Annotated in this window: 26 protein-coding genes and 1 pseudogene; 10 read left to right on the top strand and 17 right to left on the bottom strand. The window is 58.4% G+C overall.

The window, feature by feature from the left end:
* Window positions 1-72: 72 nt before the first annotated feature.
* Window positions 73-969, top strand: coding sequence for a LysR family transcriptional regulator (locus AB4O05_RS26060; RefSeq protein ID WP_460134547.1), 897 nt, complete (start codon window positions 73-75; stop codon window positions 967-969).
* 90 nt (window positions 970-1,059) lie between these two features.
* On the opposite strand, the gene AB4O05_RS26055 is transcribed toward AB4O05_RS26060, so the two are convergent.
* The 4 genes from AB4O05_RS26055 to AB4O05_RS26040 form a co-directional block, all read right to left on the bottom strand.
* Entirely contained in the window at window positions 1,060-2,676 is a 1,617-nt protein-coding gene (locus AB4O05_RS26055) for an inorganic phosphate transporter (protein ID WP_460134548.1), read from the bottom strand.
* 140 nt (window positions 2,677-2,816) lie between these two features.
* The gene (locus tag AB4O05_RS26050; protein WP_460134549.1) at window positions 2,817-3,836 is read right to left on the bottom strand and encodes a transporter; all 1,020 of its coding nucleotides are present in this window, start codon (window positions 3,834-3,836) and stop codon (window positions 2,817-2,819) included.
* A 150-nt stretch (window positions 3,837-3,986) separates the two neighbouring features.
* Window positions 3,987-4,292: a PepSY domain-containing protein gene (locus AB4O05_RS26045; protein ID WP_460134551.1), complete on the bottom strand. Its 306-nt coding sequence runs from the start codon at window positions 4,290-4,292 to the stop codon at window positions 3,987-3,989.
* Between the two features lie 94 nt (window positions 4,293-4,386).
* A complete protein-coding gene (locus tag AB4O05_RS26040) occupies window positions 4,387-5,514 on the bottom strand; it encodes a glycerophosphodiester phosphodiesterase family protein (RefSeq protein ID WP_460134552.1) in 1,128 nt (375 codons plus the stop codon).
* 232 nt (window positions 5,515-5,746) lie between these two features.
* On the opposite strand from AB4O05_RS26040, the gene AB4O05_RS26035 reads away from it, so the two are divergent.
* Entirely contained in the window at window positions 5,747-6,070 is a 324-nt protein-coding gene (locus AB4O05_RS26035) for a DUF2025 family protein (RefSeq protein ID WP_049711852.1), read from the top strand.
* A gap of 151 nt (window positions 6,071-6,221) precedes the next feature.
* Here the strand turns inward: AB4O05_RS26035 and AB4O05_RS26030 are convergent, their stop codons facing one another.
* Together AB4O05_RS26030 and AB4O05_RS26025 are read right to left on the bottom strand one after the other, a co-directional pair.
* Complete coding sequence (locus AB4O05_RS26030) at window positions 6,222-6,542, bottom strand: antibiotic biosynthesis monooxygenase family protein (protein WP_460134554.1); 321 nt, start codon at window positions 6,540-6,542, stop codon at window positions 6,222-6,224.
* Window positions 6,539-7,240, bottom strand: a complete 702-nt coding sequence (locus AB4O05_RS26025; protein ID WP_460134556.1) for a CTP synthase C-terminal region-related (seleno)protein — start codon at window positions 7,238-7,240, stop codon at window positions 6,539-6,541. Before AB4O05_RS26025 ends, AB4O05_RS26030 begins: the two co-directional genes overlap by 4 nt.
* Window positions 7,241-7,320: 80 nt before the next feature.
* Here AB4O05_RS26025 and AB4O05_RS26020 point away from each other — a divergent pair, with 80 nt between their 5' ends.
* Window positions 7,321-8,205, top strand: coding sequence for a LysR family transcriptional regulator (locus AB4O05_RS26020; RefSeq protein WP_460134558.1), 885 nt, complete (start codon window positions 7,321-7,323; stop codon window positions 8,203-8,205).
* Between the two features lies 1 nt (window position 8,206).
* On the opposite strand, the pseudogene AB4O05_RS26015 reads toward AB4O05_RS26020, so the two are convergent.
* The 4 genes and pseudogenes from AB4O05_RS26015 to AB4O05_RS26000 all read right to left on the bottom strand — a co-directional run.
* A pseudogene (locus tag AB4O05_RS26015) lies at window positions 8,207-8,719 on the bottom strand (DUF1003 domain-containing protein); the annotation flags it as partial.
* An 85-nt stretch (window positions 8,720-8,804) separates the two neighbouring features.
* Window positions 8,805-10,124 carry a methyl-accepting chemotaxis protein gene (locus AB4O05_RS26010; RefSeq protein WP_460134559.1) on the bottom strand — a complete coding sequence of 440 codons (1,320 nt, stop codon included), beginning with the start codon at window positions 10,122-10,124 and terminating at the stop codon, window positions 8,805-8,807.
* A 260-nt stretch (window positions 10,125-10,384) separates the two neighbouring features.
* Window positions 10,385-11,443, bottom strand: coding sequence for a diguanylate cyclase (locus AB4O05_RS26005; protein ID WP_460134560.1), 1,059 nt, complete (start codon window positions 11,441-11,443; stop codon window positions 10,385-10,387).
* 190 nt (window positions 11,444-11,633) lie between these two features.
* Window positions 11,634-12,260 (bottom strand): TetR/AcrR family transcriptional regulator, encoded by a 627-nt coding sequence (locus AB4O05_RS26000; protein ID WP_460134563.1) that lies wholly within the window; start codon window positions 12,258-12,260, stop codon window positions 11,634-11,636.
* Window positions 12,261-12,381: 121 nt separating this feature from the next.
* On the opposite strand from AB4O05_RS26000, the gene AB4O05_RS25995 reads away from it, so the two are divergent.
* From AB4O05_RS25995 to AB4O05_RS25980, 4 genes are all read left to right on the top strand, one after another.
* Window positions 12,382-13,440, top strand: coding sequence for an MBL fold metallo-hydrolase (locus AB4O05_RS25995; RefSeq protein WP_460134564.1), 1,059 nt, complete (start codon window positions 12,382-12,384; stop codon window positions 13,438-13,440).
* A 108-nt stretch (window positions 13,441-13,548) separates the two neighbouring features.
* Complete coding sequence (locus tag AB4O05_RS25990; protein WP_460134566.1) at window positions 13,549-14,310, top strand: hypothetical protein; 762 nt, start codon at window positions 13,549-13,551, stop codon at window positions 14,308-14,310.
* A gap of 197 nt (window positions 14,311-14,507) precedes the next feature.
* On the top strand, window positions 14,508-15,956 hold the full coding sequence (locus AB4O05_RS25985) for an amidase family protein (protein WP_460134568.1): 1,449 nt from the start codon (window positions 14,508-14,510) through the stop codon (window positions 15,954-15,956).
* Window positions 15,957-16,356: 400 nt separating this feature from the next.
* On the top strand, window positions 16,357-16,914 hold the full coding sequence (locus AB4O05_RS25980; RefSeq protein ID WP_460134570.1) for an AAA family ATPase: 558 nt from the start codon (window positions 16,357-16,359) through the stop codon (window positions 16,912-16,914).
* On the opposite strand, the gene AB4O05_RS25975 is transcribed toward AB4O05_RS25980, so the two are convergent.
* The gene (locus tag AB4O05_RS25975; RefSeq protein ID WP_460134572.1) at window positions 16,844-17,224 is read right to left on the bottom strand and encodes an XRE family transcriptional regulator; all 381 of its coding nucleotides are present in this window, start codon (window positions 17,222-17,224) and stop codon (window positions 16,844-16,846) included. The genes AB4O05_RS25980 and AB4O05_RS25975 overlap by 71 nt on opposite strands.
* Window positions 17,225-17,317: 93 nt before the next feature.
* Window positions 17,318-18,265, bottom strand: coding sequence for a hypothetical protein (locus AB4O05_RS25970; RefSeq protein ID WP_460134574.1), 948 nt, complete (start codon window positions 18,263-18,265; stop codon window positions 17,318-17,320).
* Between the two features lie 218 nt (window positions 18,266-18,483).
* Between AB4O05_RS25970 and vapB the strand changes: the two genes are divergently transcribed.
* Window positions 18,484-18,723, top strand: coding sequence for a type II toxin-antitoxin system VapB family antitoxin (gene vapB / locus AB4O05_RS25965; RefSeq protein ID WP_460134575.1), 240 nt, complete (start codon window positions 18,484-18,486; stop codon window positions 18,721-18,723).
* Window positions 18,716-19,120 (top strand): type II toxin-antitoxin system tRNA(fMet)-specific endonuclease VapC, encoded by a 405-nt coding sequence (gene vapC / locus AB4O05_RS25960; RefSeq protein WP_460134576.1) that lies wholly within the window; start codon window positions 18,716-18,718, stop codon window positions 19,118-19,120. The genes vapB and vapC overlap by 8 nt, the downstream gene beginning before the upstream one ends.
* 115 nt (window positions 19,121-19,235) lie before the next feature.
* Here vapC and AB4O05_RS25955 read toward each other — a convergent pair whose 3' ends face one another.
* The 3 genes from AB4O05_RS25955 to AB4O05_RS25945 all read right to left on the bottom strand — a co-directional run bounded on the left by AB4O05_RS25955 (window position 19,236) and on the right by AB4O05_RS25945 (window position 21,348).
* Window positions 19,236-19,883, bottom strand: a complete 648-nt coding sequence (locus tag AB4O05_RS25955) for an HAD-IB family hydrolase (protein WP_460137743.1) — start codon at window positions 19,881-19,883, stop codon at window positions 19,236-19,238.
* Between the two features lie 73 nt (window positions 19,884-19,956).
* Window positions 19,957-20,670 carry an HNH endonuclease gene (locus AB4O05_RS25950; RefSeq protein WP_460134577.1) on the bottom strand — a complete coding sequence of 238 codons (714 nt, stop codon included), beginning with the start codon at window positions 20,668-20,670 and terminating at the stop codon, window positions 19,957-19,959.
* Between the two features lie 99 nt (window positions 20,671-20,769).
* Window positions 20,770-21,348 carry a BRO-N domain-containing protein gene (locus AB4O05_RS25945; protein ID WP_460134578.1) on the bottom strand — a complete coding sequence of 193 codons (579 nt, stop codon included), beginning with the start codon at window positions 21,346-21,348 and terminating at the stop codon, window positions 20,770-20,772.
* 372 nt (window positions 21,349-21,720) lie between these two features.
* Between AB4O05_RS25945 and AB4O05_RS25940 the strand changes: the two genes are divergently transcribed.
* Window positions 21,721-23,538, top strand: coding sequence for a deaminase (locus AB4O05_RS25940; RefSeq protein WP_460134579.1), 1,818 nt, complete (start codon window positions 21,721-21,723; stop codon window positions 23,536-23,538).
* A gap of 73 nt (window positions 23,539-23,611) precedes the next feature.
* Here AB4O05_RS25940 and AB4O05_RS25935 read toward each other — a convergent pair whose 3' ends face one another.
* Both AB4O05_RS25935 and AB4O05_RS25930 read right to left on the bottom strand, forming a co-directional pair.
* Complete coding sequence (locus tag AB4O05_RS25935) at window positions 23,612-24,862, bottom strand: ribonucleotide-diphosphate reductase subunit beta (protein ID WP_024077017.1); 1,251 nt, start codon at window positions 24,860-24,862, stop codon at window positions 23,612-23,614.
* A gap of 456 nt (window positions 24,863-25,318) precedes the next feature.
* On the bottom strand, window positions 25,319-26,236 hold the full coding sequence (locus AB4O05_RS25930; protein ID WP_460134581.1) for a LysR family transcriptional regulator: 918 nt from the start codon (window positions 26,234-26,236) through the stop codon (window positions 25,319-25,321).
* Window positions 26,237-26,314 lie beyond the last annotated feature (78 nt).

Here is a 26,314-nt window from a genome sequence, read left to right as displayed (position 1 = left end):
TGTATTTATCCGGGTATAACGTGATAAACACAGCAAAACCGGAATCACTGGCCGGATAAGGCGAACAATCCCATGAACAAACTTGAGCTGCTGCGCACCTTCGTGCGCGTCACCGAACTGTCGAGTTTTACCGGCGCCGGCGAGAGCCTGGGCCTGCCACGCTCTACCGTGTCCGAGCACGTGCAGGCGCTGGAGGAACTGCTCGGCGCGCGCCTGTTGCAACGCACCACACGCAAGGTGCAGGCGACCCAGGACGGTCGCGTGCTGTATGAGCGCAGCAAGGACCTGCTGGCGCACATGGAAGAATTGGAGGGGCTGTTTCGCCAGGATGAGGCGCAACTGGCCGGGCGCATTCGCGTGGACATGCCCAACCTGATGGCGCGGGACCTGATCATGCCGCGCCTGCCGCAGTTCATGGACACGCACCCGCTGATCGAATTGGAAATCAGCACCACCGACCGCCAGGTCGACCTGCTCGCCGAAGGTTTTGATTGTGTGCTGCGCGTGGGCGTGCAGCCGGACCAGACGGTAGTGGCACGGCAGTTGTGCAGCATGCCGATGATCAACTGTGTGAGCGCCACCTACCTGCAACGCTTTGGCGTGCCGCAGACGTTGGCCGACCTGGCCGACCACCACCTGGTGCATTACGTGCGCCCGTTGGGTTCACGCTCGGCGGGGTTCGAATACGTGCAGGGCAATAAGGTGCTGCGCATCCCCATGGCCGGGCGGGTCACGGTCAACAGCACCGATGCGTACAAGTCGGCATGCCTGGGCGGCTTCGGGATTATCCAGGTGCCGGCCTTGGGCATGGGTGACGAGTTGGCCAGCGGCGAGCTGGTGGCGATTTTACCGGACTACCCGGCACCGCCCCTGGATGTGTACCTGCTGTACGCCGGGCAACGGCATTTGCCATTGCGGGTGCGGGTGTTCATGGACTGGATGGCGGCCATTCTGCACGCGCAGCTTTAACGCCGTGCCGACAACGGCTGCGGCGCCAGGCCAGGCCGACGCTCATGAGCGTGACCAGGCCGGTGACGGTCCGCACCGCATTCGGGTGTGTCAGAAGAGTTGGGTGAACAGCCAGTACAGGCTACCCGACAACAGAATCGCGGCCGGCAAGGTCAGCACCCAGGCCATCAGCAAATTGCGGATAGTGCGCATCTGCAGGCCACCGCCATTGGCCACCATGGTGCCCGCTACCCCCGACGACAATACGTGGGTGGTCGACACCGGCAGCCCGAACATATCCGCCGCGCCGATGGTCAGCATCGCCACGGTTTCCGCCGCGCCGCCCTGGGCGTAGGTCATGTGGGTCTTGCCGATTTTCTCGCCCACCGTCACCACGATGCGCTTCCAGCCGACCATGGTGCCCAGCCCCAGGGCGATGGCCACGACGATCTTCACCCACAGCGGAATAAAGCGCGTGGAGTTGTCGATCTGTTGCTTGAACAGTTGCAGTTTGCCTTGGGTGTCAGCGTCGAAATTGCCGACTTTGCCCTTGTCCATCAGGCGAATGGTTTCGCTGCTCAGGTACATGTCGTTACGCACGTTGCCGACGGCTTCGGCGGGGACTTTGGCCAGGGAGCCGTAGCCCTTGACTTGATCACCGATCTGGCCGGCGAGGGCGGCGAGAGCAGGCACCAGTTCCGGCGTGGCTTGCTTGGTACTTACGTAGGTCGACAGGATCGGGCGCGGATCGCCCTGCAACGCTTGCGGCGCGGTTTTCATCAGTGCCACCTGGGTCACTTCCGCCACCGCCGCGAACTGCAATGACTGCTCGGCGGGCATGGCGCGATTCAGTGCGTAGGCCATCGGCAGGGTGCCGACCAGGATCAGCATGATCAGGCCCATGCCTTTTTGCCCATCGTTGGAACCGTGGGCGAACGATACGCCGGTGCAGGTGACGATCAGCATGCCGCGGATCCACCAGGGTGGCGGGGTGTCGCCTTTGGGCGCTTTGTACAGGGCGCGGTTTTTCACAAAAGCGCGCAGGGCCAGCAACAGCAACGCGGCACATGCAAAGCCGATCAGTGGCGACAGCAGCAACGCATAACCGATCTTGATCGCCTGGCTCCAATCCACGCCGCTGGTGCCGTCACGCCCGTGCATCAAGGCATTCGCCACGCCCACGCCGATGATCGAGCCGATCAGTGTATGGGATGACGACGCCGGCAAACCCAGCCACCAGGTGCCGAGGTTCCACAGGATCGCGGCGATCAGCAGGGCGAAGATCATCGCAAAACCGGCCGATGAACCCACCTGCAGAATCAGCTCCACCGGCAGCAGGGCGATGATGCCGAACGCCACGGCGCCACTGGAGAGCAGCACGCCGAGGAAGTTGAAAAAGCCCGACCACACCACCGCGAACTGCGGCGGCAACGAGTTGGTGTAGATCACCGTTGCCACGGCGTTGGCGGTGTCGTGGAAACCGTTGACGAATTCGAAACCCAGGGCGATCAGCAGCGCCACGCCCAGCAGCAGGAACGGGGTCCAGGTGGTGACCACCGTGCCCAGTTCGTGCATGTCGTGCATCAGGCTGTACGCGGTGAACAACAGGCCCATGGCCAGAACGGCGAAGAAAATGATCACGGTCAACAGGCTGGGTTTCTTGTCCAGCCTGGGTTTATGGTCTGCGGACGAGACGTGTGTGGAGGCGGTCAGGGAAGGGGTAGCCATGCCGAAGCATCCAGGTAGTGAAGGATGTCGTTCATAGTCATTGCAGAATGTTACAGAGATGCTGCCGCAGGTCAGTATTCCGCGAATTGGGTAATGCCGCTGGTCTATAAACCATCGCAGCTCCCACACGTGATCTCATTTCAATTCGAGAACTTGCGGAATGCCCAACGCCCTGCGATCAACGTGAATGTCGCCACCAATGCCACCAGGATCCAGAAGCCTTCCGGGTCCTGGGAAAGCGGCACGCCGCCCACGTTCATGCCGAAGAAACCGGCGATGATGTTGATCGGCAACGCCAGCACTGTGACCACGGTAAGGGTGAACAACGTGCGGTTGCTCTGCTCGTTGAGGTTGGCGGCGATTTCTTCCTGCAACAACTTGATTCGTTCGCCCAGCGCCATCAGGTCGTTGATGATCAGCGCAAACTCCTCGGTGGATTTACGCAACTCCTTGACGTCTTCCTTTTGCAGCCATTGCGGCGGGCGATTGAGCAGGCGCAGCAGCGAGCCCGGTTCCAGCGCCAGCAGGCGTTGCAGGCGCACCAGCACCCGGCGCGCCGCACCCAGTTCGGCGCGGTTGGTGGACACGCGCGAAGACAGCAACTGGTCTTCGATATGGTCGACGCTGATGCTGGTCTTGCGCACGATCTGCGTCAGCACCTCGCCCTGGTCACGCAGCAAATGCACCAACAGCTCCAGGGGGGAGCGAAAGTATTCACCGGCCTTTACCGACGAGCGCAACTTGTCCACCGAGTGCAGCGGTTGCAGGCGTGCGCTGATCAACAGGTGGCTACGCGCGCACACCCACAGCGTGGAAATATCCGACGAGACCATGCTGCTGAAGTTGAACACCACGTCGTTGACCACCGCCAGCAAGGCCGAGTCGACGTGTTCGATGCGCGTGGAGCGCGAGCCTTCGTGCAGCGCCTCGAAGAACTCTTCCGGCAAATCCAGGTGCGTCTGCATCCAGCGCTCGCAGGCGGCGTGGGCCAGGTTCAGGTGCAGCCACAAAAACTCATCCGGGTTCTGGGGGCCTTTCAGCGCCGCCAACGCGGCGGCCGAATCAATCTGTTCACCCTTTTCACCTGGGCGAAAACGAAAACCGTAAAGCAAGCCAAACAGATCGGAATCCTGGTGGCTATGGTCAATGCTGTGGTTCATGGAGGCTCGCAGAGAATGCGCCTGTAGGACGTTTCACAGGATCGCGTCGGCGAATCATTGCAAGGCGGTATGACAGTTATATGACGGTTTAGCAGTACCCATAAAAAAACGCGCCACCCGAAGGTGGCGCGTTTTTTAGAGAGGCTTAACTCAAGTGTCTTGCTTGTCTTCCAGCACGGCGCCGGTCTTGGCGTCGAGCTTCACATCCCACTTTTTGCCGGTGGTGTCGGTCAAGTCGACTTCGTAGACCAGTTTGCCGGCTTCGTGGTCCAGCTCGGTGTCGTTGATGGTGGCGCCGGCATGTTTGGCGATGGCGGCAGCGTTGAGTTGTTCAAAGGCCATCACCTCACCGGATTTGAGCAGGCTTGGGATCTGGTCCGGACGAACATCAGCCTGGGCCAGGCCGGCAGTCAGGGTCAGGGCAGCGGCGGCGAACAAAGCAGTCAAGGTTTTCATGGTGTGTGTCCTTCTTGGGTGAACTGTTTAAGTGGCGCCAGATTAACCAGCGCAACTTAATTCACCCTTAATGGCACACCGGGCCCCGACTCACTCAGTACTTATAGTCGTTGAGCAAATCCTGCACGCTGGACGACGGCCAGCGCTTGTAGAACTTCAGCAGTTCAGCGGCGCGGTTGGTGAAGATGCCGTCGACACCGGCGTTCATCACTTTTTCGAAGTCCACCGGCTCATCCACAGTGTACACATGCACCAGCAGGCCTTTGTCGTGGGTCAGTTTGTTCATTTCAGGCTTTACCAGGTCGGAGTAGCTCTGGTCGCCGTGGTTGGTCAGCTCGGCCGATGGGCCGGTACCGATGGCGCCGAGGCGCTTGGCGTCGTCGACCCATTTTTCGAACTCGGCGGCATCTTTCGGTTCTTGCTTGGCGTAGTAGGCGGCCTTGGTCGGTTCGCCGGATTCGGCGAAGGTTACTTTGGACTTGGGCTCGATGCTGCCTTCACCCACCCACAGCAGCAGGATTTTCGGAGTGTTCGGCATTTCTTTCTGCAGCTCTTTCAAGCTGTCTTTTTCAAAGGTCTGCAAGACTACGCGGCCCTTGCCCTGGCCGACGCCAGTGTTGCTCTTGCCCAGCTTGGAGCCGGCGGAGCTCAACCAGCCTTTGTCCAGCAGCTTGTTTTTCAGGTCGGCTTCAATGCCCGGGAATTGCTTGGGTTCTTTGGTTTCGATGTACAGGCCGGGTTTGTGCTGCGGGTTGCCTTCGGCGATCTTGATGATGTCGTCCAGGCTGAGGATCTTCAGGCCAACGAAGCCTGGGCGCGCGCGGTTGGGGTAGGCGGCGTTGAACCAGCTGCCGGCGTCGAGGGTTTGCAGTTCTTTCCAGGTGAATTCGTTGGCCAGCGCGTCTTTGCGCTCAGGGAACTTGGTGGCCACGTCGGTGGTGCGCTGCAGGTTGTTGTCGTGCAGGGCGAACAGCACGCCGTCCTTGCTGCGCTGCAGATCCATTTCCAGGTAGTCGGCGCCCAGGTCGCGCGCGACCTTGTAGGCTGCGGCGGTGGACTCGGGGGCGTCGTAGGAGGCGCCACGGTGAGCGATCACGGCGGGGTACGGGATGCCTTCGTTAGTCGCCAATTCAGCCGGGCTGATCGGGTCGGCAGCCTGCGCCTGGCCTAGGCCAAGCATCAGAGCCAGCAGCAAGGCGCTCTTGGTAAACGTGACAGGCATGTGCGAAGTCCTTTCGTGGAGGTGGCTTTGAGAAGGCCTCCTTTTTAACAATTGATTGTGAAAGGCGCTATCACCAAACCGACCTTAACGTGCGCACGTGCCAATTTTCTCGGATTTTTTTCCTGGCATTGCAGTACCCTTGACCGAAGCCGCCCCGTCAGAGGGCAGTACTTTCCGCCACGCGTGTAAACCATCTTTCCAGTCCCAGTGGGACTTTTCAGTGAGGTTTACCATGCGCATCACCTCCGAGCTTATCTGCCAGGCCGCCGACCAACTCCACGGTTTTGTGGGCCTGAACCGCAAGACCGGCCAGTACATCGTGCGTTTCAGCGAAGACTCCTTCGGCATGGACGTGGCCGACGATGGCATCATCCCCACCGCCGAATTCGTCTGGCTGCCGGCTCCCGAACAAACCATGACCCTGTCGCGCGAGCGCCTGCAGTTGCTGCTGGACCAGAACATCGACGACCGTATCAACATCACCGAGCCGCTGCGCGTGTATATGCGGCGGGTGGAGATCCCGCAGATAAGTGCGTTGCGTAGTTTGGTGAGCTAGGCGGGCACGATGCGCTGAACGACACAGGATCAAATGTGGGAGGCTGGCTTGCCTGCGATAGCGGTGGATCAGGTAAAAATCCTGATCTGACAGACCGCCATCGCAGGCAAGCCAGCTCCTACAGGTTGTGCAGCGTTTTACAGGCAGTCCTTCAGCGTTCGAAGGTGTAGGCCCGTTCTACCTTGCACACCCGTGTATGAAATGCCGAGTACCAGGTGGAGCGCCCTTGCTCACGTGCCAACCGGTGCTCGGTCTGCTGCTTCCAGGCCAGGATCGCCGCTTCGCTGCGCCAGTACGACACGGTAATTCCCAGCCCATCCTCCCGTGCCGACTCCACCCCGAGAAACCCCGGTTGCTCACGCGCCAGGTCCAGCATGCGTGTGGCGGCCTCGTCGTAGCCGTGATCGCCGTCGGTGCGCAGTGAGCTGAAAATCACTGCGTAGTAGGGTGGGGCGGGGGTCTTGGCGATCATGCCGACACCGCCTGGCAGGCCTTGAGTAAGGCCATGGCCAAGGGCGGGGTGATGCCCTTGAGCGCGGCGCGTTCAGGTTGGAACAAGGTGGCGACGAAGAACGGGTGGTCGAGCAGCTCCACGGCGCGCAGATCACCCGCCGAGTCGTGGCCGCCGGGGATCAGGTCGCTCTCGAGCAACGCACTGGCAAATTCGGGATTCATGCCATAACGACAGCGATAGCCCTCCTCAATGTCAAGCGTGCCGTAGGTCTCGGCGATGCGGGTATACGGCACCAGACGTATGCTGTCGCTGGCTTCCACCAGGGCGCAGCTCAGGGGCGTGATCACCGCGCGTTTGGCGTGTGGCGCCAGCTCGCCATGTTCGGCGTCTGCCCAGCCCAGCACGTTGCGGGCGTATTCCAATACCGCATGTTGAAAACCGCCGCAGGTGCCGAGGAACGGTCGCCGCTGCTCGCGGGCAAAGCGGATCGCCCGCAAGGCACCCTCGGTGTCGCGGTAGGGGCTGCCGGGTACGCACCAGAAACCGTCGAAACCGTGCAGGGAGGAGGGCAGGGCGTCGGTGCCCAGCCATTCAACGTGAAGGCCCATGCCCAGGGTGTCGGCGGCCTGTTGCAACGCCACTGGAATGGCCTGGTGGGCGATCACGTCGGGGTTGTAGTCGCCGATCAGGGCGAGGCGCGGGGCGGTGCTTTTCATCGTGTGTATCCCATGGCTTGTTGTGTGCTGAGGCGCACTATAGATTGGCGTCCACGCAATCAATATTGGCATTTGCCCACATGCTCAATGCAGCCATGCACTATCAAATTGACTACGCCGACCTGTCGCTGATCCTCGCATTGGTGCGCGGCGGCACCTTGGCGCGGGCGTCGGCGTTGCTGCGGGTGGATGTCTCCACGGTGTTCCGCGCGGTGCGGCGCCTGGAAGCGGCGCTGGGCCAGACGCTGTTTGAAAAAAACCGCAGCGGTTACCTGCCCACCAGCCTGGCGAGCAACCTGGCGCAGCAGGCCGAACGAGCCGAGCAAGCGCTGGAAGCTGCGCGGGTGGGCGTGGAACAGGGCGGTGAAGTGATCAGCGGCACCGTGCGCCTGACCTGCACCGATTCGGTGTTGCAAGGCTTGCTGCTGCCGGCACTGGCGCAATTCATGCCGCAGTATCCGGCGCTCACCCTGGAGCTGAGCACCTCGAATGATTTTGCCAACCTCAGTCGCCGCGATGCGGATATCGCCCTACGCCTGACCCGCACGCCGCCCGAGCACCTTGTAGGGCGTTGCCTTGGCGCGGTGTCGTATCAGGTGTTCGCCAGTGCCGACTATGCCCGCCACCACGCAGGCCGCGCGTTGACCGAGCTGGCCTGGATCGCACCGGATGACTTCCTGCCCGATCACCCCAGCGTCGCCTGGCGCCGCCAACACCTGCCGAGCGTGCGCCCCAGTTACCGCTGCAACAGTATGTTGTCGGTCACCGAACTGGTACGCGCCGGGCTGGGGGTGGCGGCGCTGCCGGATTTTCTCCTCGACAGCGCCCTGCATCCCGTGGGCCCTGCGTTGGTCGGGCACGACACGGCGTTGTGGTTGCTCACGCGTCCTGATTGTCGGGCGCTGCGCTCGGTGGTGACCCTGTTTGATGAGCTGGGCCGGCATCTGCGGTTGCCGGCGCGTTAGGTTTGCGTACGAAGTGCTCATGCATTTCGCTGGTCAGGCTTGCGACGTGTTCCGTCAGTTGCTTGGTCATTTCCGTGAGCCGCGTGTTTTGTTCCAGCAGTTCGAATAATTGCTTGGTGGTCTGTGCGGCCTGGGCCTGGCGCTCGGTATTGGCAATGGCAATGGCTTCGCGGTGCTGCGCATCGGCGTCGGATTGCGCCTTGTCGCGCGCGGCCTGGCGCGTCTGCGCCAGCAGGATCAGCGGCGCGGCATAGGCCGACTGCAGGCTGAAGGCCAGGTTGAGCAGGATGAACGGGTAGGCGTCGAAGTGCGTGATACCGCTGACGTTGAGCACCACCCACAGAATCACGATGGCGGTCTGCGCGCCGAGGAAGGCGGGGGTGCCGAAAAAGCGCGCGAAGGCTTCGGCCTTGAGGGCAAAGGTGTCGTTGCCGAAGGTCGGTGCCAGATGGGCGTGCACGCGGTGGAAGCGCAGGTGGTCCACCGCGGCGGCTTTGGCTTTGTCTGGGGTCATGATGGGCTCGGGTTCTCAAGGTTAAGACAGGTTTTCACTATAGCCCTGGCGGCCTGTCCTACACATGAACAACCCGAGGCCCTACCTAGTGAGCGCCGCGCTCATTGGCAAACGCACTGACCGCCTGCACCGCCTCGCTGGTGCCTTCGCGGATCTGCAGGATCACCGTGCCGACGCGGTTGGCCAGCTCCACACCTTGGGCCGCGCGGTCGCGTGTGCCGTCCATGCTGTCGATGGCCTGACGGGTTTCGTCCTGGATCATCGCGATCATGCTGGATATTTCCGTCGTCGAGCCGCTGGTACGCGCGGCCAATTGCCGGACCTCATCGGCCACCACGGCGAACCCACGACCCTGCTCCCCGGCTCGGGCCGCCTCGATGGCGGCGTTGAGCGCGAGCAGGTTGGTCTGGTCGGCGATGCCGCGGATGGTGTTGACGATGGTGGTGATCTGCTGCGAGCGCTCGCCCAGTTTGGCGATCAACTGCGAGGAGCCGTCGATGTCGGCGGCAATCTCGAGCATGCCGCTGGCGCTTTGCTGGATCACCTCGGCGCCCTTTTCGGCGATGTCCCGGGTGTTGAGGGAAATGTGATAAGCCTTGGCCGCGCTTGCTGCATCGGCCGCATGCTGTTGCACCCTGGCGGTCACGTCCGAGGCGAGTTTCAACACTTTGCACAGGCGCCCGCTGGCGTCGTACACCGGGTTGTAGTTGGCCTCGAGCCAGACGGTCTGGCCGTTTTTATCGACACGCTCGAACTGGCCGCTGAACAACTGGCCTTGGTTCAGGCGGCCCCAGAAGTCAGCGTAGGCCGGGCTGTTGACCAGCTCCGGCGTGCAGAACAACCGGTGATGCTTGCCTTGGACCTGCGCCAGGCTGTAGCCCATGCGCTGCAGGAAGTTGCTGTTGGCGGTGATGACGGTGCCGTCGAGGTTGAACTCGATCACCGCCATGGCACGGTCGATGGCGGCCAGCTTGGCGCTGGCCTCACTCTCGGCCTGCACGCGGGGGGTGACGTCCATGGCGTACTTGACCACCTTGACCACACGCCCTGCATCATCGTGTACCGGGTTGTAGCTGGCTTCCAGCCACACCGACTGCCCCTTGGCACCCACCCGTTCAAAGGTACCGGACTGGAATTGGCCGCTGCGCAGTTGCGTCCACAGCTGGTTGTACTCGGTGCTGCGCGCGAAGGCCGGCGTGCAGAACATCCGGTGGGGTTGCCCCACGACTTGCTCGGCGCGATAGCCCAGGGTGTCGAGGAAACGGTCATTGGCCCGCAGCACATTACCCTGCAGGTCGAATTCGATGACCGCCATGGAGCGTTCAATGGCGGTCAGTTGGCTGGTGTGTTGCGCAAGGGCGTGTTGCAGGGCGCTGATGGTTTTTTTCGCGGCGTTGAATAGCATGTTCGGGGGCTCGGGCAAGCAAGCGTCTTGGGGGATCCATGTCTATGCGCCTGTCTCCGTAGGGCATGCGCCGCACGGTTGACTTGCTCATTGTCGGCGTCCTGATGCTGACAGCTGGGGAACAACGGGTTCAGAGTGATGAGGCTGACCAGAAGTTCGCCCCAGGTGCAGGACGTTTTCTGGGGAGGCGACCAGTGGTGGCACAGTGCCGCAACTCAGGGGCGGGACGGCACATTCAAAATCAGTGGCGGCAGGCGACTTCAAGCGAAATGGGCGACCCTGTCGTCATTCACATGGACCCGGTTGCGCCCGGTGTCCTTGGCGGCATACAGCGCCTGGTCCGCCGCGTTCAGCCACATGGCGGCATCGCCGAAAGTGGGCTGGAAATCCGCCAGGCCGATGCTCAGGCTCACGCGCAGCTCGGGGATGTGCGGGGCGCGATAGTTGCTGAACGTTTCGCGCATGCGCTCCATGACCCGTGCGGCTTCGTCCTGGCGCATGTGCGGCAGAATCACACAGAACTCATCGCCACCGTACCGCCCGGCCAGGTCGTTTTCCCGCAGGTTGCGCCGCAACTCCAGGCTCACTTGCCGCAGTACGGTGTCCCCGACGATATGGCCGTGGGTGTCATTGATCTGTTTGAAGTGGTCGATATCGATCAGCGCGATGGTGGCGTGGCTTTGCTGTTGATGGCACTTATGAAACTTGAGGTGCAGCAGGTCTTTCCATGAGCCGTGATTGAGCAGGCCGGTGAGGCTGTCGATACGGCTCAGGGCACTGAGGGCGCGTTTGTGTTCCGAGAGCTTGATCGCCAATTGATAGCAGACCATGCCGATGGCCATGGGGTAGAAGGTCAACATCGGCAGGCACGCGTACACCTGGGTCATGCTGACGCTGGGGTTCAGGTGCACGCCGAACAGCAGCACCGCCACCCCGGCGCCGAGCAGTTGAGCGAGTGCGCCGCGTAACAGCAGGCGCTTGCCGCCAGCGGCGACATTGTTCATGCAGACCATCGACAGCAAGGTCACGGTGGTTAACGGTGTGAACTGCAGCGTTGCGACCCAGAAACCACTGAACAACGCGTCGAGTACCAGGTTGCGCAGTTCGGCGTCGTAGGGAACCTTGGCGCGGCTTGCCAACTGATACGCCAGGTGCGGCCAGGCAACCCCATTGAACAGCAGCAATGCCCAGACCCAGCCAGGCATCGGCAATGGCTGCAGGGCAACGATCACACTGAGGCAGCACATGGCTGCGCCGAAGATTCTTGGCGTATAGATACGCCGGGCAAAGGAAAGCCCTTTGCCTTCTCTGTTATTCATAGATTACCGGGTCAGCTCTTTTTTGCAGGGACGACGACACGCGTTCGCGCAGAGAGCCGTTGATCGGATAACTCTCGTGAATATTGTCAGTCATTCCTGTAGGAATAATCAGTGTCCTTCCGGGCCATTTGCGCAAAACAGAAGGCGCAGGCGTCAAAAACGACCTGGAATGTCGCGCATGCAACAGGGCTTATACCTGGCGAGGCGGGGTGATGGCATAACCGGCGAGGAACAGGTCGATGGCCGATTCGATCACGCTGGCCTGGCTGGCGGCATCGAGGATCGGTTGGCCGAGGGTAATCTGCGGCCAGAAGGCAAAGGCCTTGAGCATGCCCTGGATCTGGTGGGCGGCAAATGCCGGGTCGGTGCAGGACAGACGCCCGTCTTCCTGCGCTGCGCGTACCCATTGGGTGAAGCCTTCTTCGCGCCCGCTCAGGCGGTTGACCATGTCTTGTGCACGTTCCGGTGAATGGATGGTGGCGGCGATGGCGACCCTTGCCAGGTCGAGAAAGTTGGCGTCCGACATCATCTTCATCTTGGCCTTCAGCAACTCGCGCAATTGTTCGCGCAGCGGGCGGTCGCTGGCATAGCTGACATCGAGCTGGGCAACGCTGCTGGCCCACAATTGGTGGAGAATCTCGGCGAACAACTCTTCCTTGCTGGGGAAGTGGTTGTACACCGTGCGTTTGGAAACCCTGGCGGTGGCGGCGATTTTATCCATGCTGGTGACCTCGAAGCCGTTATCCCGAAACTCGGCGATGGCCGCTGCCACGATAGCTTGGCGTTTGCGGTCGGTGAGGCGTTGAGGGGCAGTCATGGGGCACTCGTCTCTTGAAGAAAAATTACACTGGGGAGTTTACTTGCTTGGGCTTTTGTTGCAGTCTTTAAACTACACTGTGCAGTGTAACTCATGGGCGGTCTGTAGGAGTCACCTTGTAATGGCCATGATTTCAACCCGTCTCAAGCCTTCGCCCGCGGTGCCCAAGCCTGCCGCGCAGGGCCAACGGCAGTTCAGCAATGACGCCCCGGTGCAACACGGTGGCTTTGGCAAGACCCTGCGTATCTTCTGGAACATGCTGTTCAACAAGCCGCGCACCACGCGACCGGTGGGCGAGATCCCGGTACAACCGCTGACCCGCGACCAGTTACTGGCAGCCCCCGATCACAGCGTGTTTCGCCTCGGGCATTCCACCGTGTTGCTGAAAATGCGCGGTAAATTCTGGCTGACCGACCCGGTATTCGCCGAGCGTGCCTCACCGTTCAGTTGGGCGGGCCCTAAGCGTTTCCATGCACCGCCCATCAGTCTTGACGAGCTGCCTGCGCTGGAGGCAGTGGTCCTTTCCCACAACCACTACGACCATTTGGACCGCAAGGCGGTGGTCCAATTGGCCGAGAAGACGCGTCATTTTCTCGCGCCGCTGGGCGTGGGCGATATCCTGATCAAGTGGGGCGTCGAGGCCGGCAAGGTTCGCCAACTGGATTGGTGGCAAGGCACCGAGGTCGATGGCATCCGCTTTGTGGCGACGCCTGCGCAGCATTTTTCCGGGCGCGGGCTGTTTGATGCCAACCAGACCCTGTGGTGCTCCTGGGTCATGATCGACGCCGCGCGGCGGATCTTTTTCAGCGGCGACAGCGGTTACTTCGACGGTTTCAAGCGCATCGGCGAACAGTACGGTCCGTTTGACCTGACTCTGATGGAAACCGGTGCTTACAACTTCGACTGGCCCCATGTGCACATGCAACCCGAGCAAACCCTGCAAGCCCATATCGACCTCAAGGGGCGTTGGCTGCTGCCGATTCACAACGGCACCTTCGACCTGGCGTTTCATGCCTGGCACGAACCCTTTGACCGCATCATGGCGCTGGCGTGGGAGCGCAATGTGTCGATTGCTACACCGCCGATGGGTCAGGCGTTCAGCTTGAGTCAGCCTGAGCGTGGGCACGCGTGGTGGTTGGAGGTGGAGATTCAAGGGCTGGAAGAACAGGTCTTGAGCTGAAGGACAACACCCTCGGAAAAAGGAGTTTTCAAGGTGTTTCGCTGCTGCGACAAACCTCGGACGACGGTGCGATGATCCCCTGAAATCCAGTGTTCAGGGGTGTTATTGATGGACGACAAGTGTAAGAAATATTGGCATCCGGGCGCGCCTTGCCCCGTCGCACCTTCGTTGCCATCGGGCACCGGCTGTTTGCCCCTGGTATCGCCCACCCTGATGCCGAGCGAAGGCCGAGGCAGCATTGCTTTCGGTGGCACTGTGGCGCCGGAACGCCCGGTAGCCGGTATTCCCCTTCCCAGGTTTGATATCCCCGGCCCAATGATGAAAACCGTACGCGATCCGGCGTTGTCGCTCATTGCCTTGAGCGGTGTGGACCCGTCGGGGCCGGTGATGGTGGAAGTCCCCCTGGTGCTGAACAACACAGCGTTTGCACCGACTCAGGGGCTGATGGGGTGGCGCATCGGGTTTGTCGCGCGGGATGTAAGTGAGCATGCCAGCGAACCGGTAGAGCACGGCGCGACCTTCACCCGGGCCCTCGACATGCTGCGCCAGGCCGGCGCGCAATTGGTGGCGGTGGCCGTTCGACGGCCGGACACGACCCTTCAGTTTTCCGTGCAGAGCCGCCAGGAAATCGATATTCACGTGACTGAGCAGCGCCTTGATGCGGTGGTCTGCGAGGGCGAGAGCCCTGCGTTTCAGGGGGCGTGCAGCCTTGGGTATCCCGGTGTTTGCGAGCCGTTGGAAGACGGCACGCGGCTGTGGTTCTACAGCGCTCGTGGGACCAACGAACGCTTGGCGGTGCTGATGCGGCACGTGGGCCAGTTACTACGGGAAAAAACCGCGCCGCGACCTACACCTGGGGAGGAGCGGTAGTACGAAATAGCAGGAATCGCCTCAAGGACGAAAGGTGACTCTCTTCTTAGACTGACTCAGGGCTCTCAGCCGTTAGCCTTCACTTTCAGTCAAGTACAGGGGCATTTATGTTCGGATCCGTTTCATTTGCTGGATGGGGTACAAGCCTTTTTCAAGCACTGGTCAATCCCCCTCAGGGCTATAAGAGTGCCGATGAAATGTCAGCGCAGATGGCCAAGTCATCGGGCGTTACGTCGGACTCCCTGGTGAAGGATTCATTGGCGCAAATCGCAACCATCGATCAAGGGTTGCAAGGAGGCAACGCGTTTGTGGAAACCAACCGCGACGCCCGCAAGGATGCCAAGGCACGTGATATCCAGCGCGCCAGCGGTCGTGAGTGCGGGTACCTGCACGGCGTGCCCATCGCCCTCAAGGACGTGTTTGAAACAAAAGACAATATGCAGACCAGTGCGGGTTCCAAGGCGCTGGTTGGAGCACCGGCGAAAAAAAATGCCGAGGTCGTGGACAACCTGCTCAAGGCCGGCGTGGTAATCGTGGGTAAAACCACCATGAGCGAGTTGTCCAACTTTCGCTCTGATAGGCCGGTCGATGGGTGGAGTTCGAGAGGTGGCCAGACACTCAACCCCCATCGGTTGGGTGGGCAGGTGGCGGGGTCGAGTTCAGGCTCGGCCGTGGCGGTTGCCCAAGGGCTTGTGCCCCTGGCGCTGGGGCTTGAAACCAACGGCTCGATCATCGCGCCTGCGGCCTATAACGGCGTCTTCGGGCTGAAAACCACCACCGGCCTGGTGAGCACCGAGGGCGTTATGACCAGCACGCGGCAGGATGCGGTGGGCACCTTTACGCGCAATGTGCGTGATGCGGCCGAGGCACTCAACGCCATGACGCAGACCGATGCCTATACCGTCGGCCTGACACCCGATGCCTTGAAAGGCAAGCGAATCGGCTACACCCCTCTACCCGAACTGTCGCCCGAAGAGGCCAAGGACCCCGCCAAGCGCGCGGATAAACAGCATTTTGACGACGCGCTCGAGGTGTTGAAGTCCAAGGGAGCGACGCTGGTCCCTGTGCAGCCCCGGCAAGATGCTGTTCCATATACGGCTTTTGAGGCCTACGGCCTAGCGTTGATGACGGACGTCAAACACCGGCTGGAAAGTTACCTGGCGGGACGCGAGGGCCTGCCGGTCAAGTCGCTCAGTGAACTGATCGCATTCAATCAACGTCACCAGCAGCCTGGCGAACCGGACCAGAAGCTGCTGGAAATTATCAATGAACTGGAGCTTACGCAGCAGGAGCGTGACGAGCTGTGGGAAGACATTACCCCGATTTTCCAGAACACCGTGGATGACGTGCTCAAGACACATAAGCTTGATGCCCTGGTGTCGAACTTCCTGTCCCACCGCTATTTCTACGCGGCCGCCGCTGGCTACCCAGGGATTTCAGTCCCCTCGGGCATGGACGATGAAGGCATGCCTACGGCGCTTTATTTCCATGGTTCGGCCAACAGCGAGGCCACGTTACTGTCGGTGGCCTATGGTTATGAACAAGCGACGCAGGCGATCAGGGAACCGGCATTTTTGCCCGGCAAACCCTTCGCGCCAGCGCCAGAGGCCGACGAATGGGCTGAACTGCCAACAGCGCAAGCCTGATCACGTGTAATGAGCGCGCCGGGCACTGACCGGTAACTTTTGTAGGAGCGAGGGGGACGCCTAGTTCTTGCTCGCGAAAAACCCGAGAACGCCGCGGGGGATCAGGTTTACCGCGTTATCGTTGACGTTCTTCGCGAGCAAGCTCGCTCCTACAGAAGGGCCTGGGTGCCCCGCTCGGCAGGGGCACTGACCGGTCACTTTTGTAGGAGCGAGCTTGCTCGCGAAAAACCCGAGAACGCCGCGGCGAATCAGGTTTACCGCGTGATCGTTGACGTTCTTCGCGAGCAAGAACTAGGCGTCCCCCTCGCTCCTACAGTGGTACATGGGCGGCCGCCTGCGGCATTCGGGCAGGCCCGGTGTTTCCAGGGTTTACACTCAATGCCCTGGGAGAACGCAAAGCATGGCCCACAGAATCCACATCCTCGGCGCCGCGGGTGCCGGCACCAGCACCTTGGGCATCGCCCTGGCCGAACGCCTGGGCGTCGCGTACTTCGACGCCGACGACTTTTACTGGCAACCCACCGAGGCGCCCTACACCGTCGCCCGGCCCAAGGCTGAGCGCATCCAACTGCTGCAGGCACATACGGTTGGCCATGAGAGCTGGGTGCTCTCCGGCTCGCTGTGTGGCTGGGGCGATCCCATGATCCCGCGCTTCACCCAGGTGGTGTTCCTGCGCCTGGACCCGGACGTTCGCCTGCACCGGCTCCGCCAGCGGGAAGTGCAACGTTACGGGGACCAGATTCTGGAGGGCGGCAACCGCCATGAAAACAGCGTCGCGTTCCTCGCCTGGGCCGCGCGCTATGACAACGGCAACCACAGCCTGCGGAGCTTACGCCGGCATGAAACCTGGTTGAAGGCGCTGACGTGCCCGGTGACCCGGCTGGATTCTACGCACCATTCGGTTGAGGCATTGGTGAGTCAATTGATGCCGCCGTTGAGCTCATCAGCCGCGAGATGACGCCTTGTGCAACGGGTTCGGCAGGTGAGGTCGCAAACTGACGAACACTCATGCCCCACCCCGGCGCAAACCCCGGGAAAAACACCAGCCCTTCAGCCTCCAGCCGAAACGCCAGGGCCAGGCGGGTTTCATCCGCCACATCGCCCTGGCTTTCAAACTGCTGGACAGCCTCTTCCGTCACGCCCGCCCGACGGGCCAGTGCTTCGCGGCTCCAGCCCAGCATGGCGCGGGCCTGCACGCTGTGTTTGGCGGTGAATTGATGCAGGACGATCTGCTGTTCGACGAAAGAGCTCATTGCCAGAGAGGACATGGGGTGTCTCCAGGTTTGACGGGGGAGGGCAAACTATACTGTGTTTTTGTACAGTTGTTTTGACCGCTCATCTACTGGATTTTTGAAAACCCATTATTCCAATACCGGCGCCTCGCGAATAATCAGGTGATCCAGGTTCTCGATATTCGCGCTGAACACCCCGAACGTCTGCTCGGGGTTTTTCTTGCTCGGCACCTGTTTCAGCTCCGGCGTCACGCCATAGAAGAAGCAATACAAGGCTCGCTCGCTGCCGGCCGCGGCCTTGATCTGCTCCAGGAACGCCGTGCGCTTGCGGTAGTTCTCGATGAGCTTTTTGCTCAGGTAGACGTTGACCGAGTAAGGCTTCTTGTCGAGCCACACCTTCTTTTCGAAGTCGATGCGAAAGCTGCTGGTGTAGTCCTTGATGGCTTTGATCTTGCCCCAGTAGATCAGCCCCTTGTTGTCTTGCAGGTATTCGATCTTCTTGAAAAACGTCCAGTAGGTCGCCGTCTGATCGCCGATTTTAAGCGGCATGCTTTTGAGCCTGTCCTTGTCGTCGATGTTCGACACATAGCACTCTACCGGGTGGGCAAACACGCTGGTTTTGTCCGGGGTGCTGTCGCTCGAACTCACAGATTCGCCGCTACGGGTTGAAGGTATTTTCGCTGAATCTTGTGGGCCCAACCCCTCGGTGCCGTCCATTGCGGTTTTACGCTCATACGTACGTCGGGTCAGGACAAATTCCGATGGGAAACTATCCTCACGCTCATCGTCGTTTTCGCCTGCTGCGCTCTTATGGACGCTGGCATAGCGGCAGCCGTCGATATGCCGGGTGCTCGGCGTGTTTTTGAAGTGCGGAGTGCGTTGGTAATTGACGTTCTTGGCGTTAAACGTGCTCAGCACATTGCCTGCTTCGAAGGCGGCACGACAGGCATCGTTGGGGCAGAGGAAACTGTCCTTGCCGGAGTCGAAGGTGTTGGTTTCGTCGAAATTCAGGTCTCGCACGTCATAGATCGACAGCTTGTCAGCGAGACTCAGGCTGTAGGCCGTGTCGAATTTCATGGGGCTCGGGTCCGTGAGATGAATAGCGGGATATTACGCAAATATCAGCTGTTACGGAGGTCAAAATGTAGCCGGCTTGATCGACGATAACCGGCGTTCATTCCCCGCTATGAGTTCTAAGCGTGGTGTTCGTCGGGTGGCTGCCATAGAGCTATGCAATAGAGCATCCTCGGCCTATCTTTCTCCAAGCCATTCCCTATCCCAGAGAGGTGTTCTCAATGTCTTCTGGAACGATCTTTACTAACAACCGTACGCAAAATATCCGCATCCCTGCCGACATGCGTTTTCCCGCAGGAGTGAAAACTGTCGAGGTCCGCGCAGTGGGGCGCGAGTTGATCATCTCGCCGATTGAAAACACGTGGGACAGTTTTTTCCTTGCGAACGAACCGGTATCTGATGACTTTATGGAGGAACGCGCCGATCAAACCCAGCAAGAGCGAGAGTCCTTTGATGATTAAGTACATGCTTGATACCAATATCGTGATTTACATCATCAAGCGTCGGCCCATTGAAATACTGGAAAAATTCAACGCGAACGTAGGCCGCATGGTGATCTCGTCAATCACTCTCTCCGAGCTGATGCTCGGGGCTGAAAAAAGCCAATTCGTAGAGAAAAATACTCGAGCCGTGGAAGATTTTACTTCCCGGCTCGATGTCGTTCATTACGACGACAGGGCCGCATTTCACTACGGCTCGATACGTTCAGATCTGGAAAAGAAGGGCACGCCAATCGGCGTTAATGATCTTCATATTGCCGGTCATGCCAGAAGCTCTGGATTGGTACTGGTGACGAACAATGAAGGTGAGTTCAAGCGCGTTAACGGTTTAATCGTAGAAAACGGGATCGCTGCTTAAAAGTACCGCTGTAGTGCGCTATCCAGCCTGACACCGCGCAAAATGTAGGCGCTGTCGAGCCCCAGCGAGGCTGCGATGGGACCACCTCGATCCCCCGCCAACCCCACCACCCGCATCACCGCTGCAACCGAGCCCGCCGTTTCTTCTTCGCATGAAAATGCCGAAAGTGCGCATCCTGCGCCGCCGCCAGCAACTCCCGATCCCCGCGCGTATCACCCCAGGCCCGCAGCCGGTACTCCCCCAGGTCGCCATACACCGCCTCCAGCCGCAGCACCTTGTTCTCACAGCGGCAGTTATTCCCGGTGAGCTTGCCGGTCAACACCCCGTCGACCACCTCAAGCTCAGTGCCAATCAACCTGATCCCAAGCCGATCGGCAAACGGCTGCAACACCAACGCCGGCGACGCCGAACACAGCGTCACCACCGCCCCCGAGCCCAATTCCTGTTCCACCGACAGCACCCCCGCCGGGCGCATCAACCGCGCCCAATTGCGCTGGCAATACTCCTCGGCCTTGCGCTGCACCCACGCCTTCTCCACCCCGGTCATAAAGGTGCGGATCAACTGCGCCTTCAACTCATCCCGGCTGATCTGCCGCACCAGAAAGCGCAGCCCCGGCACCGCCAGCTTGACCATCCGGCCATAGAACTCACCGGTACCAAAGGCAAACTTGAGGAAGGGCACGAAACTGTCGTGGTGGGTCAGGGTGCCGTCGAAGTCAAAGACGGAGAGTACTTTGGCGTCTACGGGGCCGGCTTCGAGCATGTCTGGGTTCACGGGTTGGCCTCGGTCCTATCTAATATTTTTTTGAGTGTGCATCAGGTGTGACCGCAGGAGTTTACTCCCGTGCCAATCTTCCGACTTTGGCGTAAAGCTCTTCAGTGAAAGCTTCCCGGTCACTCGACCGGTGACAACGCTGATGGCAATTGGGGCATAAGGCTACAGCATTGGTGGTGCGATCCGAACCCTTCTGGGCCAGGTGCTTGACGTGATGTACTTCAAGAAATGGCAAACCATCCACCTCGAAAGGCGCATTTGAGCCGCAGCCTTCGCAGATGCCGTTGGCTTCCTTGAGCACCCACGCGCGCACCTTAGGGTCACGAACAAAGGCCATGCTGACGGTCGACACTTTCTGTGGCTGGGCAATGCCGTCCGGCAGCTTAGGGAACGGTTGCTGCTGCAGTTTGGATGCGCGGCGGATAAGTGTTTGCTCGTCTGCCGTCTGGGCCGCGTCTTCGGATTCGAATACACCTTGCGCGGCGAGCGCTTGGCGGATGCGTTGTTCTACGCCGGTGCCCACATTCTTGGCAGGCTTATAGCCTTCGATGCGGTCCCAGCCCATACGCACAAGCACGGTGGAAATGTTTTGCATGCGGAATTCGATGGAGCCCTTCGCACGGCCAGCCACCGGGTCTTCACGCAGAAGACGGTTTTCAAGGGCTTTGTTGAAAGGCCGGCCGCTCTTTTCCCAGGCCAACATCTTCAAGTACGCCTCGACCGCTGCTGCCAGTTCCGCGTCGTTCCAATCCGTGTTGTCTTTCGTAATATCCATACAGCCGCCGAGGGTAGAAAACCCTCGGACGATACTGAGTAGCCACTATTGAGTCTACGAAATTTCCTACAGGTCGGTGGGATTCGACGGTCGTCTGCGCTAGTAGATTCGCTGCTTCATTCGCAAAGTTTGCGTGACTTTGCGCCACCACGGAACCCTTGCTGACTCTTTCCGATAGGTTCGATTCACCAACAGATAGGGCATGTCTCGAAGCCGAATCCAGCCTTCATCCTGCCAGTGCAGCAGGTTTAATGACATCTCCGGCCAATCCAGCATGCTCAATAGTGGTCGTTCCACCGTTCGGGGCTGACGCTCATCACGCAATGTCGGGACGACTTCATTGGTGAGCCAACTCCGTAGCAGCCTGTTCTCTGGAGCGTAGTGATAGACCAGCAGTGCATATGCACCGGACTCGCTGATCATCAGCATGTCTTCCGGTTGACCGTGGAACAGCAACTTCAAGTATTGCCGTTGATCGGCATCTAGCTTACGAGTCGTTCGTTCATTGAGGTAGCAGCCCATCAAACGCCCTAGGTCGCGCGCGCAGAACCATGGTTGGTTTTCTAAAAGAAGGGCATGCAGGTGAAGATTGTGACGGGTGAAGACTACGGCAGTTGAAGGCTCGGTCTCGGTTATTTTGTTCGCTGTCGGCAAGTCGAGCAAATGTTGACTATGCATTTCCTAGGGCCTCTACGTGAGTTTTGGAAGGGCAGGAGCCCAACGTAGAGAGCGGATTTAAGAAACTCCAACTGGCTCAGCCTTAGCGCAGCGTTACTCCGTCTGAGTTTAGGGCAGGCGGTTTTCGGCTGTGTGAGTGAGGCTGGCTTCCACGTTGGGCGTTTCTTAGGCACCGAAGCCCAGGGTAGAGCTGTCGACTTATGAAAACAATGACGACAGTTTCCTGTTTTATTGTCGGAGATTTCTATATTGAAAAAAGTGTGCGAGTATGTGAAGGCTTTTTGATATTAGTAGTTTTATACGGAAGTGAAGCGGTGTTGTTGTAATACATCGATAAATCGCGGTTTCAAATGAAAAATGGAGGTTTCAAGAATGTCTAGTACTTCTTTGGTAGTTGATAATATTTATGAGGATGCAAAGGATTTTCTGATCATAGGTATGACTGGGCGGACCGGTTCCGGTTGTACAACGGCGGCAAAGATACTCTGTGAACAACGGCTAGATATACCGAGTGAAGGTTATGAAGGGCTGACTCGTAACGAGTTCAAAAAACATAAGATAATAAAAAAATATATCGATGGTGGGAGCTGGACACCATTTTATAGAATCGAAGCTAGTAGTCTTATTACATATCATCTACTCCTATTGTCAGATTCTGAATTTTGCAATTACATAAACTGCTTTGATTTTGCTGCTCCATTAACAGATGTTGAAGTCGCTGGTTTTTCTTCTACATTAAATGAGGTTCGAGCTAGAGTTTTGAGTGTTGATGCAGCACGTTATTCTACCGAATATAAAGATGTGAGTTTACATTTTGAACTCTACTTCACAGAAATGCCAAACGTCACTAGTCTTTTTATGGGGTTTCTAGGAAGGGCAAGATTTACTCAGGTTTATCAACAAGCCGGTGATAATGTTCGATCTTCAGGAGCCGCAAATAGTTCTGCTTTTGTAGCGACCGAAATTTTTAATTTTCCAAAACATCTAAATATTTTAATTAAGTTGGCCCATAAAAAAGCTCGTTCGGATAAAGTGCCTTGTAGGATCGTTATAGATGCAATCAGAAATCCCTATGAGGCATTTTTTCTTAAGCGGCGATATGCAAATTTCTATTTAGTGTCAATAAATACGTCAAATTTGGAAAGGTTGAATAGCCTTAGAGGGTATAGAAAACTATCAGACCACGAAATAAAAATTTTGGATGATAAAGAATATCCTGAAAAAATTTCAGGTATGAAAAAGTTCGTTGCGCAGAATGTACAAGAGTGTATCGAGATTTCTGATATACATATTTATAATTCGAAAAATAGTGAGTTTACTCATAATGATTTGGTCAGTCAGTTAGCCTGGTATGTCACCTTGATGATGCATCCAGGATTAGTCATGCCAACGTCAATCGAAAGTTGCATGCAGATCGCATACACGGCTAAGCAGAGTTCAGGATGCATCTCTCGGCAGGTTGGGGCAGTTGTTACTGATGAGAGTTATAGTGTCAAGGCAATTGGTTGGAATAATACTCCGCAAGGACAAACTCCTTGCATGCTGAGGAGTGCAGAGGATCTTTTGGAAGGGAGGAATAAGACGGATTATAGTGAGTATGAGTTGAAGTCTGCGGTGTTTAGAAACGCTATTTCTGCAAAATACTCTCAGTTGATTGCTACGAATAAGGAGTCTAATAGAAACTTTTCTTTCTGTTTTAAAAGTGTTCAGAATGAAATAGAAGGCGAGAAAAATCAAGTTCATACCCGAGCGCTGCATGCTGAAGAAAATGCTTTTATGCAGATAGCGAAGCATGGAGGGCAGAAATTGTCTGGTGGTGTATTATTCACCACGGCAAGCCCTTGCGAGCTTTGTGCGAAAAAAGCGTATCAATTAGGTCTGAAGAAGATAGTTTATATAGATCCGTATCCAGGTATTGCAACACAGCATATTTTGTCATCGGGCCAAAATAAGCCTGAGCTTGAGCTGTTTAAAGGTGCTGTTGGAAGGGCTTTTTATCAACTATACCAACCGTTGATGCCTTATAAGGATGAGCTGGAGTTGGCGTTTGATATACCTAGCTATCATAATTCTGATAAACCATCTAAAACGGTACTAAAGGAAAGGAATGTTGAGTTGGAGCGTATGAACAAGTTATTATTGGAAGAGTTGGAGTTGCTGAGGTCTGCGGTCGCTGAAGCTAAGGTGTAGCTGTTGAATTGTTATATTTGGATTTGATAAAAACCCTGAGCTGGCTCAGGGTTTTTATTATCTATGAAGTTACTTAATCCCAGCTCAGCGCGCCGCCGGTCTGATACTCGATCACGCGCGTTTCGAAGAAATTTTTCTCTTTCTTCAAGTCCATGATTTCGCTCATCCACGGGAACGGATTAGTCGTTCCTGGATACTCTTCTTTGAGGCCAATCTGCGACAAACGACGATTAGCAATAAACTTCAGATAATCCTCCATCATCGCCGCATTCATCCCCAGCACCCCACGCGGCATGGTATCCCGCGCGTATTCGATCTCCAGCTGCGTACCCTGCAGAATCATCTGGGTCGCTTCTTCCTTCATCTCGGCATCCCACAAATGCGGGTTTTCGATTTTGATCTGGTTGATCACATCGATACCGAAGTTCAAGTGCATCGACTCATCACGCAGGATGTACTGGAACTGCTCCGCCACGCCGGTCATTTTGTTGCGGCGGCCCATGGAGAGGATCTGGGTGAAGCCGCAATAGAAGAAGATGCCTTCCAGCACGCAGTAGTAGGCGACCAGGTTGCGCAGCAACTCTTTGTCGGTGTCGACGGTGCCGGTTTCGAACTTCGGATCGGAGATGGAGCGGGTGTATTTGAGGCCCCAGGCTGCCTTTTTGGCGACCGATGGGATCTCGTGGTACATGTTGAAGATCTCGCCTTCATCCATGGCCAGCGATTCGATGCAGTACTGGTAGGCGTGGGTGTGGATCGCTTCTTCGAAGGCCTGGCGCAGGATGTACTGGCGGCACTCCGGGTTGGTGATCAGGCGGTACACGGCCAGTACGAGGTTGTTGGCGACCAGGGAGTCGGCGGTGGAGAAGAAGCCCAGGTTGCGCATGACGATGCGGCGTTCGTCGTCGGTCAGGCCTTCGGGGTTTTTCCACAGGGCGATGTCGGCGGTCATGTTGACCTCTTGCGGCATCCAGTGGTTGGCGCAGCCGTCGAGGTACTTCTGCCAGGCCCAGTCGTACTTGAAGGGCACGAGTTGGTTGAGGTCGGCGCGGCAGTTGATCATGCGCTTTTCGTCAACGGCGACGCGGGCGGAGGCGCCTTCGAGCTCGGCGAGGCCTTCGGCGACGTCGAGTTTGTCGAGGGCGGCCTTGGCGCGCACGATGGCGGCGGAGTCACTGGCGGTGACGGCGCGGGCTTCGATGGCGGCAGCGGCGCCGGCACCGTCGAGGCGGTCCATGTTGGCTTCGGTGGCGTGGCCGGCGTTGGCGCCTTTGGTGGCTACTTCGCCGTCTTCTTCTTTGTCGAATTCGTCCCAGCTCAGCATGACGTGTCGTCTCCTGCGTGAGGGCTCAAAGGTGCCCGTGTGAAACCGGATGGTTGGGTGTTCACATGGCCCCAGGGCCCGGTGGATCTTAAGGAATCGTTTGTTGCAACAGCTCGCGCAGGCATTAAACGGAATTGGGTGTACGGGTGCGCTGCGTGAGGCTTGAGGGGCGCAGCGGTAGAGCGTGCTCCGGCGCCGCCTCAGGTCTGGCTCTTCGTCCCTGTGTAAAGGGATATTGCAGGCCCGATTTACCCGCGCATTATAGGGAAAAATTCGGCTTTGTGTTGTGGCGGATTGTCCCGGCGAGCACACAAAAAGACGGCTATTTAAGCCGGAGTGAGGGTTTACAGGGGTTGGCGGGGTAGGAATTTTTTGACGGACGGTGGCCGGATTTGCGCGGGCATTTGCCATGCGCCCGCGCCAGCGTGGCAAATCCTTGCGCTGGCGGGGCGGGGCTCAGTTTGCCGGGGCGGGTATTTGGGCGCGAAGAAACTGCAGCAGGCTTCTGCACGCCGCCGATTGATACGGCGGCGGCCGGGTGACGATGTGAAAACGCCTGCACGCCCAGCTGTCGCTCAACCGGATGCTGACCAGCGCCGGCCCGTCGGTGTGGCTCACCGCTTTTCGGGGGATGACGGCGATACCCATGTGCGCCTGGACCATCCGGCATACCGCATCAAAGCTCTTCACATGCACTTCATAGTGGATCGTTTGGCCCTCGTTCCGCGCGGCCTGGTCCAGCGTCCGGTACAGCGGGCTGTCCTTGTGCAGGGCGATATGGCTGAACGCCAGGCTGTCTGAAAAGGCGATCACGCGGTGCTGGCACAGCGGGTGGTCCATCGGCACCACCAGCACCAGTTCATCCCAGTGGTAATCATGCACCTCCAGCCCGCGTTCCACCGCGTCGCACAGGCCGGTGCCAATGCCCAGGTCATGTTGATTGCCGAGCACCGCCTCCAGGGCTTCTTCGCTGGTTTGCTCCTCAAGCGCTATTTCGATCTGCGGGTGGGCCGTGCGGAAGGCGCGAAGGTCGTGGGGCAGGAACTGGATGATGCTGGAACGATTCGCGCCGACCCTGATATGCCCGCGCTGGCCCTTGGCGAAGCCGGACAGTTGCGCGCTCATCTGCAATAAGTCATCGACCACCCGCGTTGCGTGCTCAAGCAAACAGTCGCCGGCAGGTGTGGCGGTGATGCCCTTTTTATGCCGATAGAACAAGGGCGTGCCAACGGCTTCTTCCAGTTCGGCAATGCGCTTGCTCACCGCCGAGGCCACCATGTTTTCTCGTTCGGCGGCGCGCGCGATGCTGCCCAGTTCACAGGCGGCAATGAAGAGCTTCAGGGAGGTGGGGTCAAATCGCCAGATTGACTGCATGGAGCACCGATATTTGGTGATGGGTGTGCTGAGCAATGATCACTACCGTTAAACGGGTCGATGTTTAGTATCGCTCTC

Source organism: Pseudomonas sp. S1_G07, assembly GCF_054668565.1.
The sequence above is the reverse complement of the archived record's forward strand: the minus strand, read 5'-3'. Positions and strand labels throughout refer to the sequence as shown.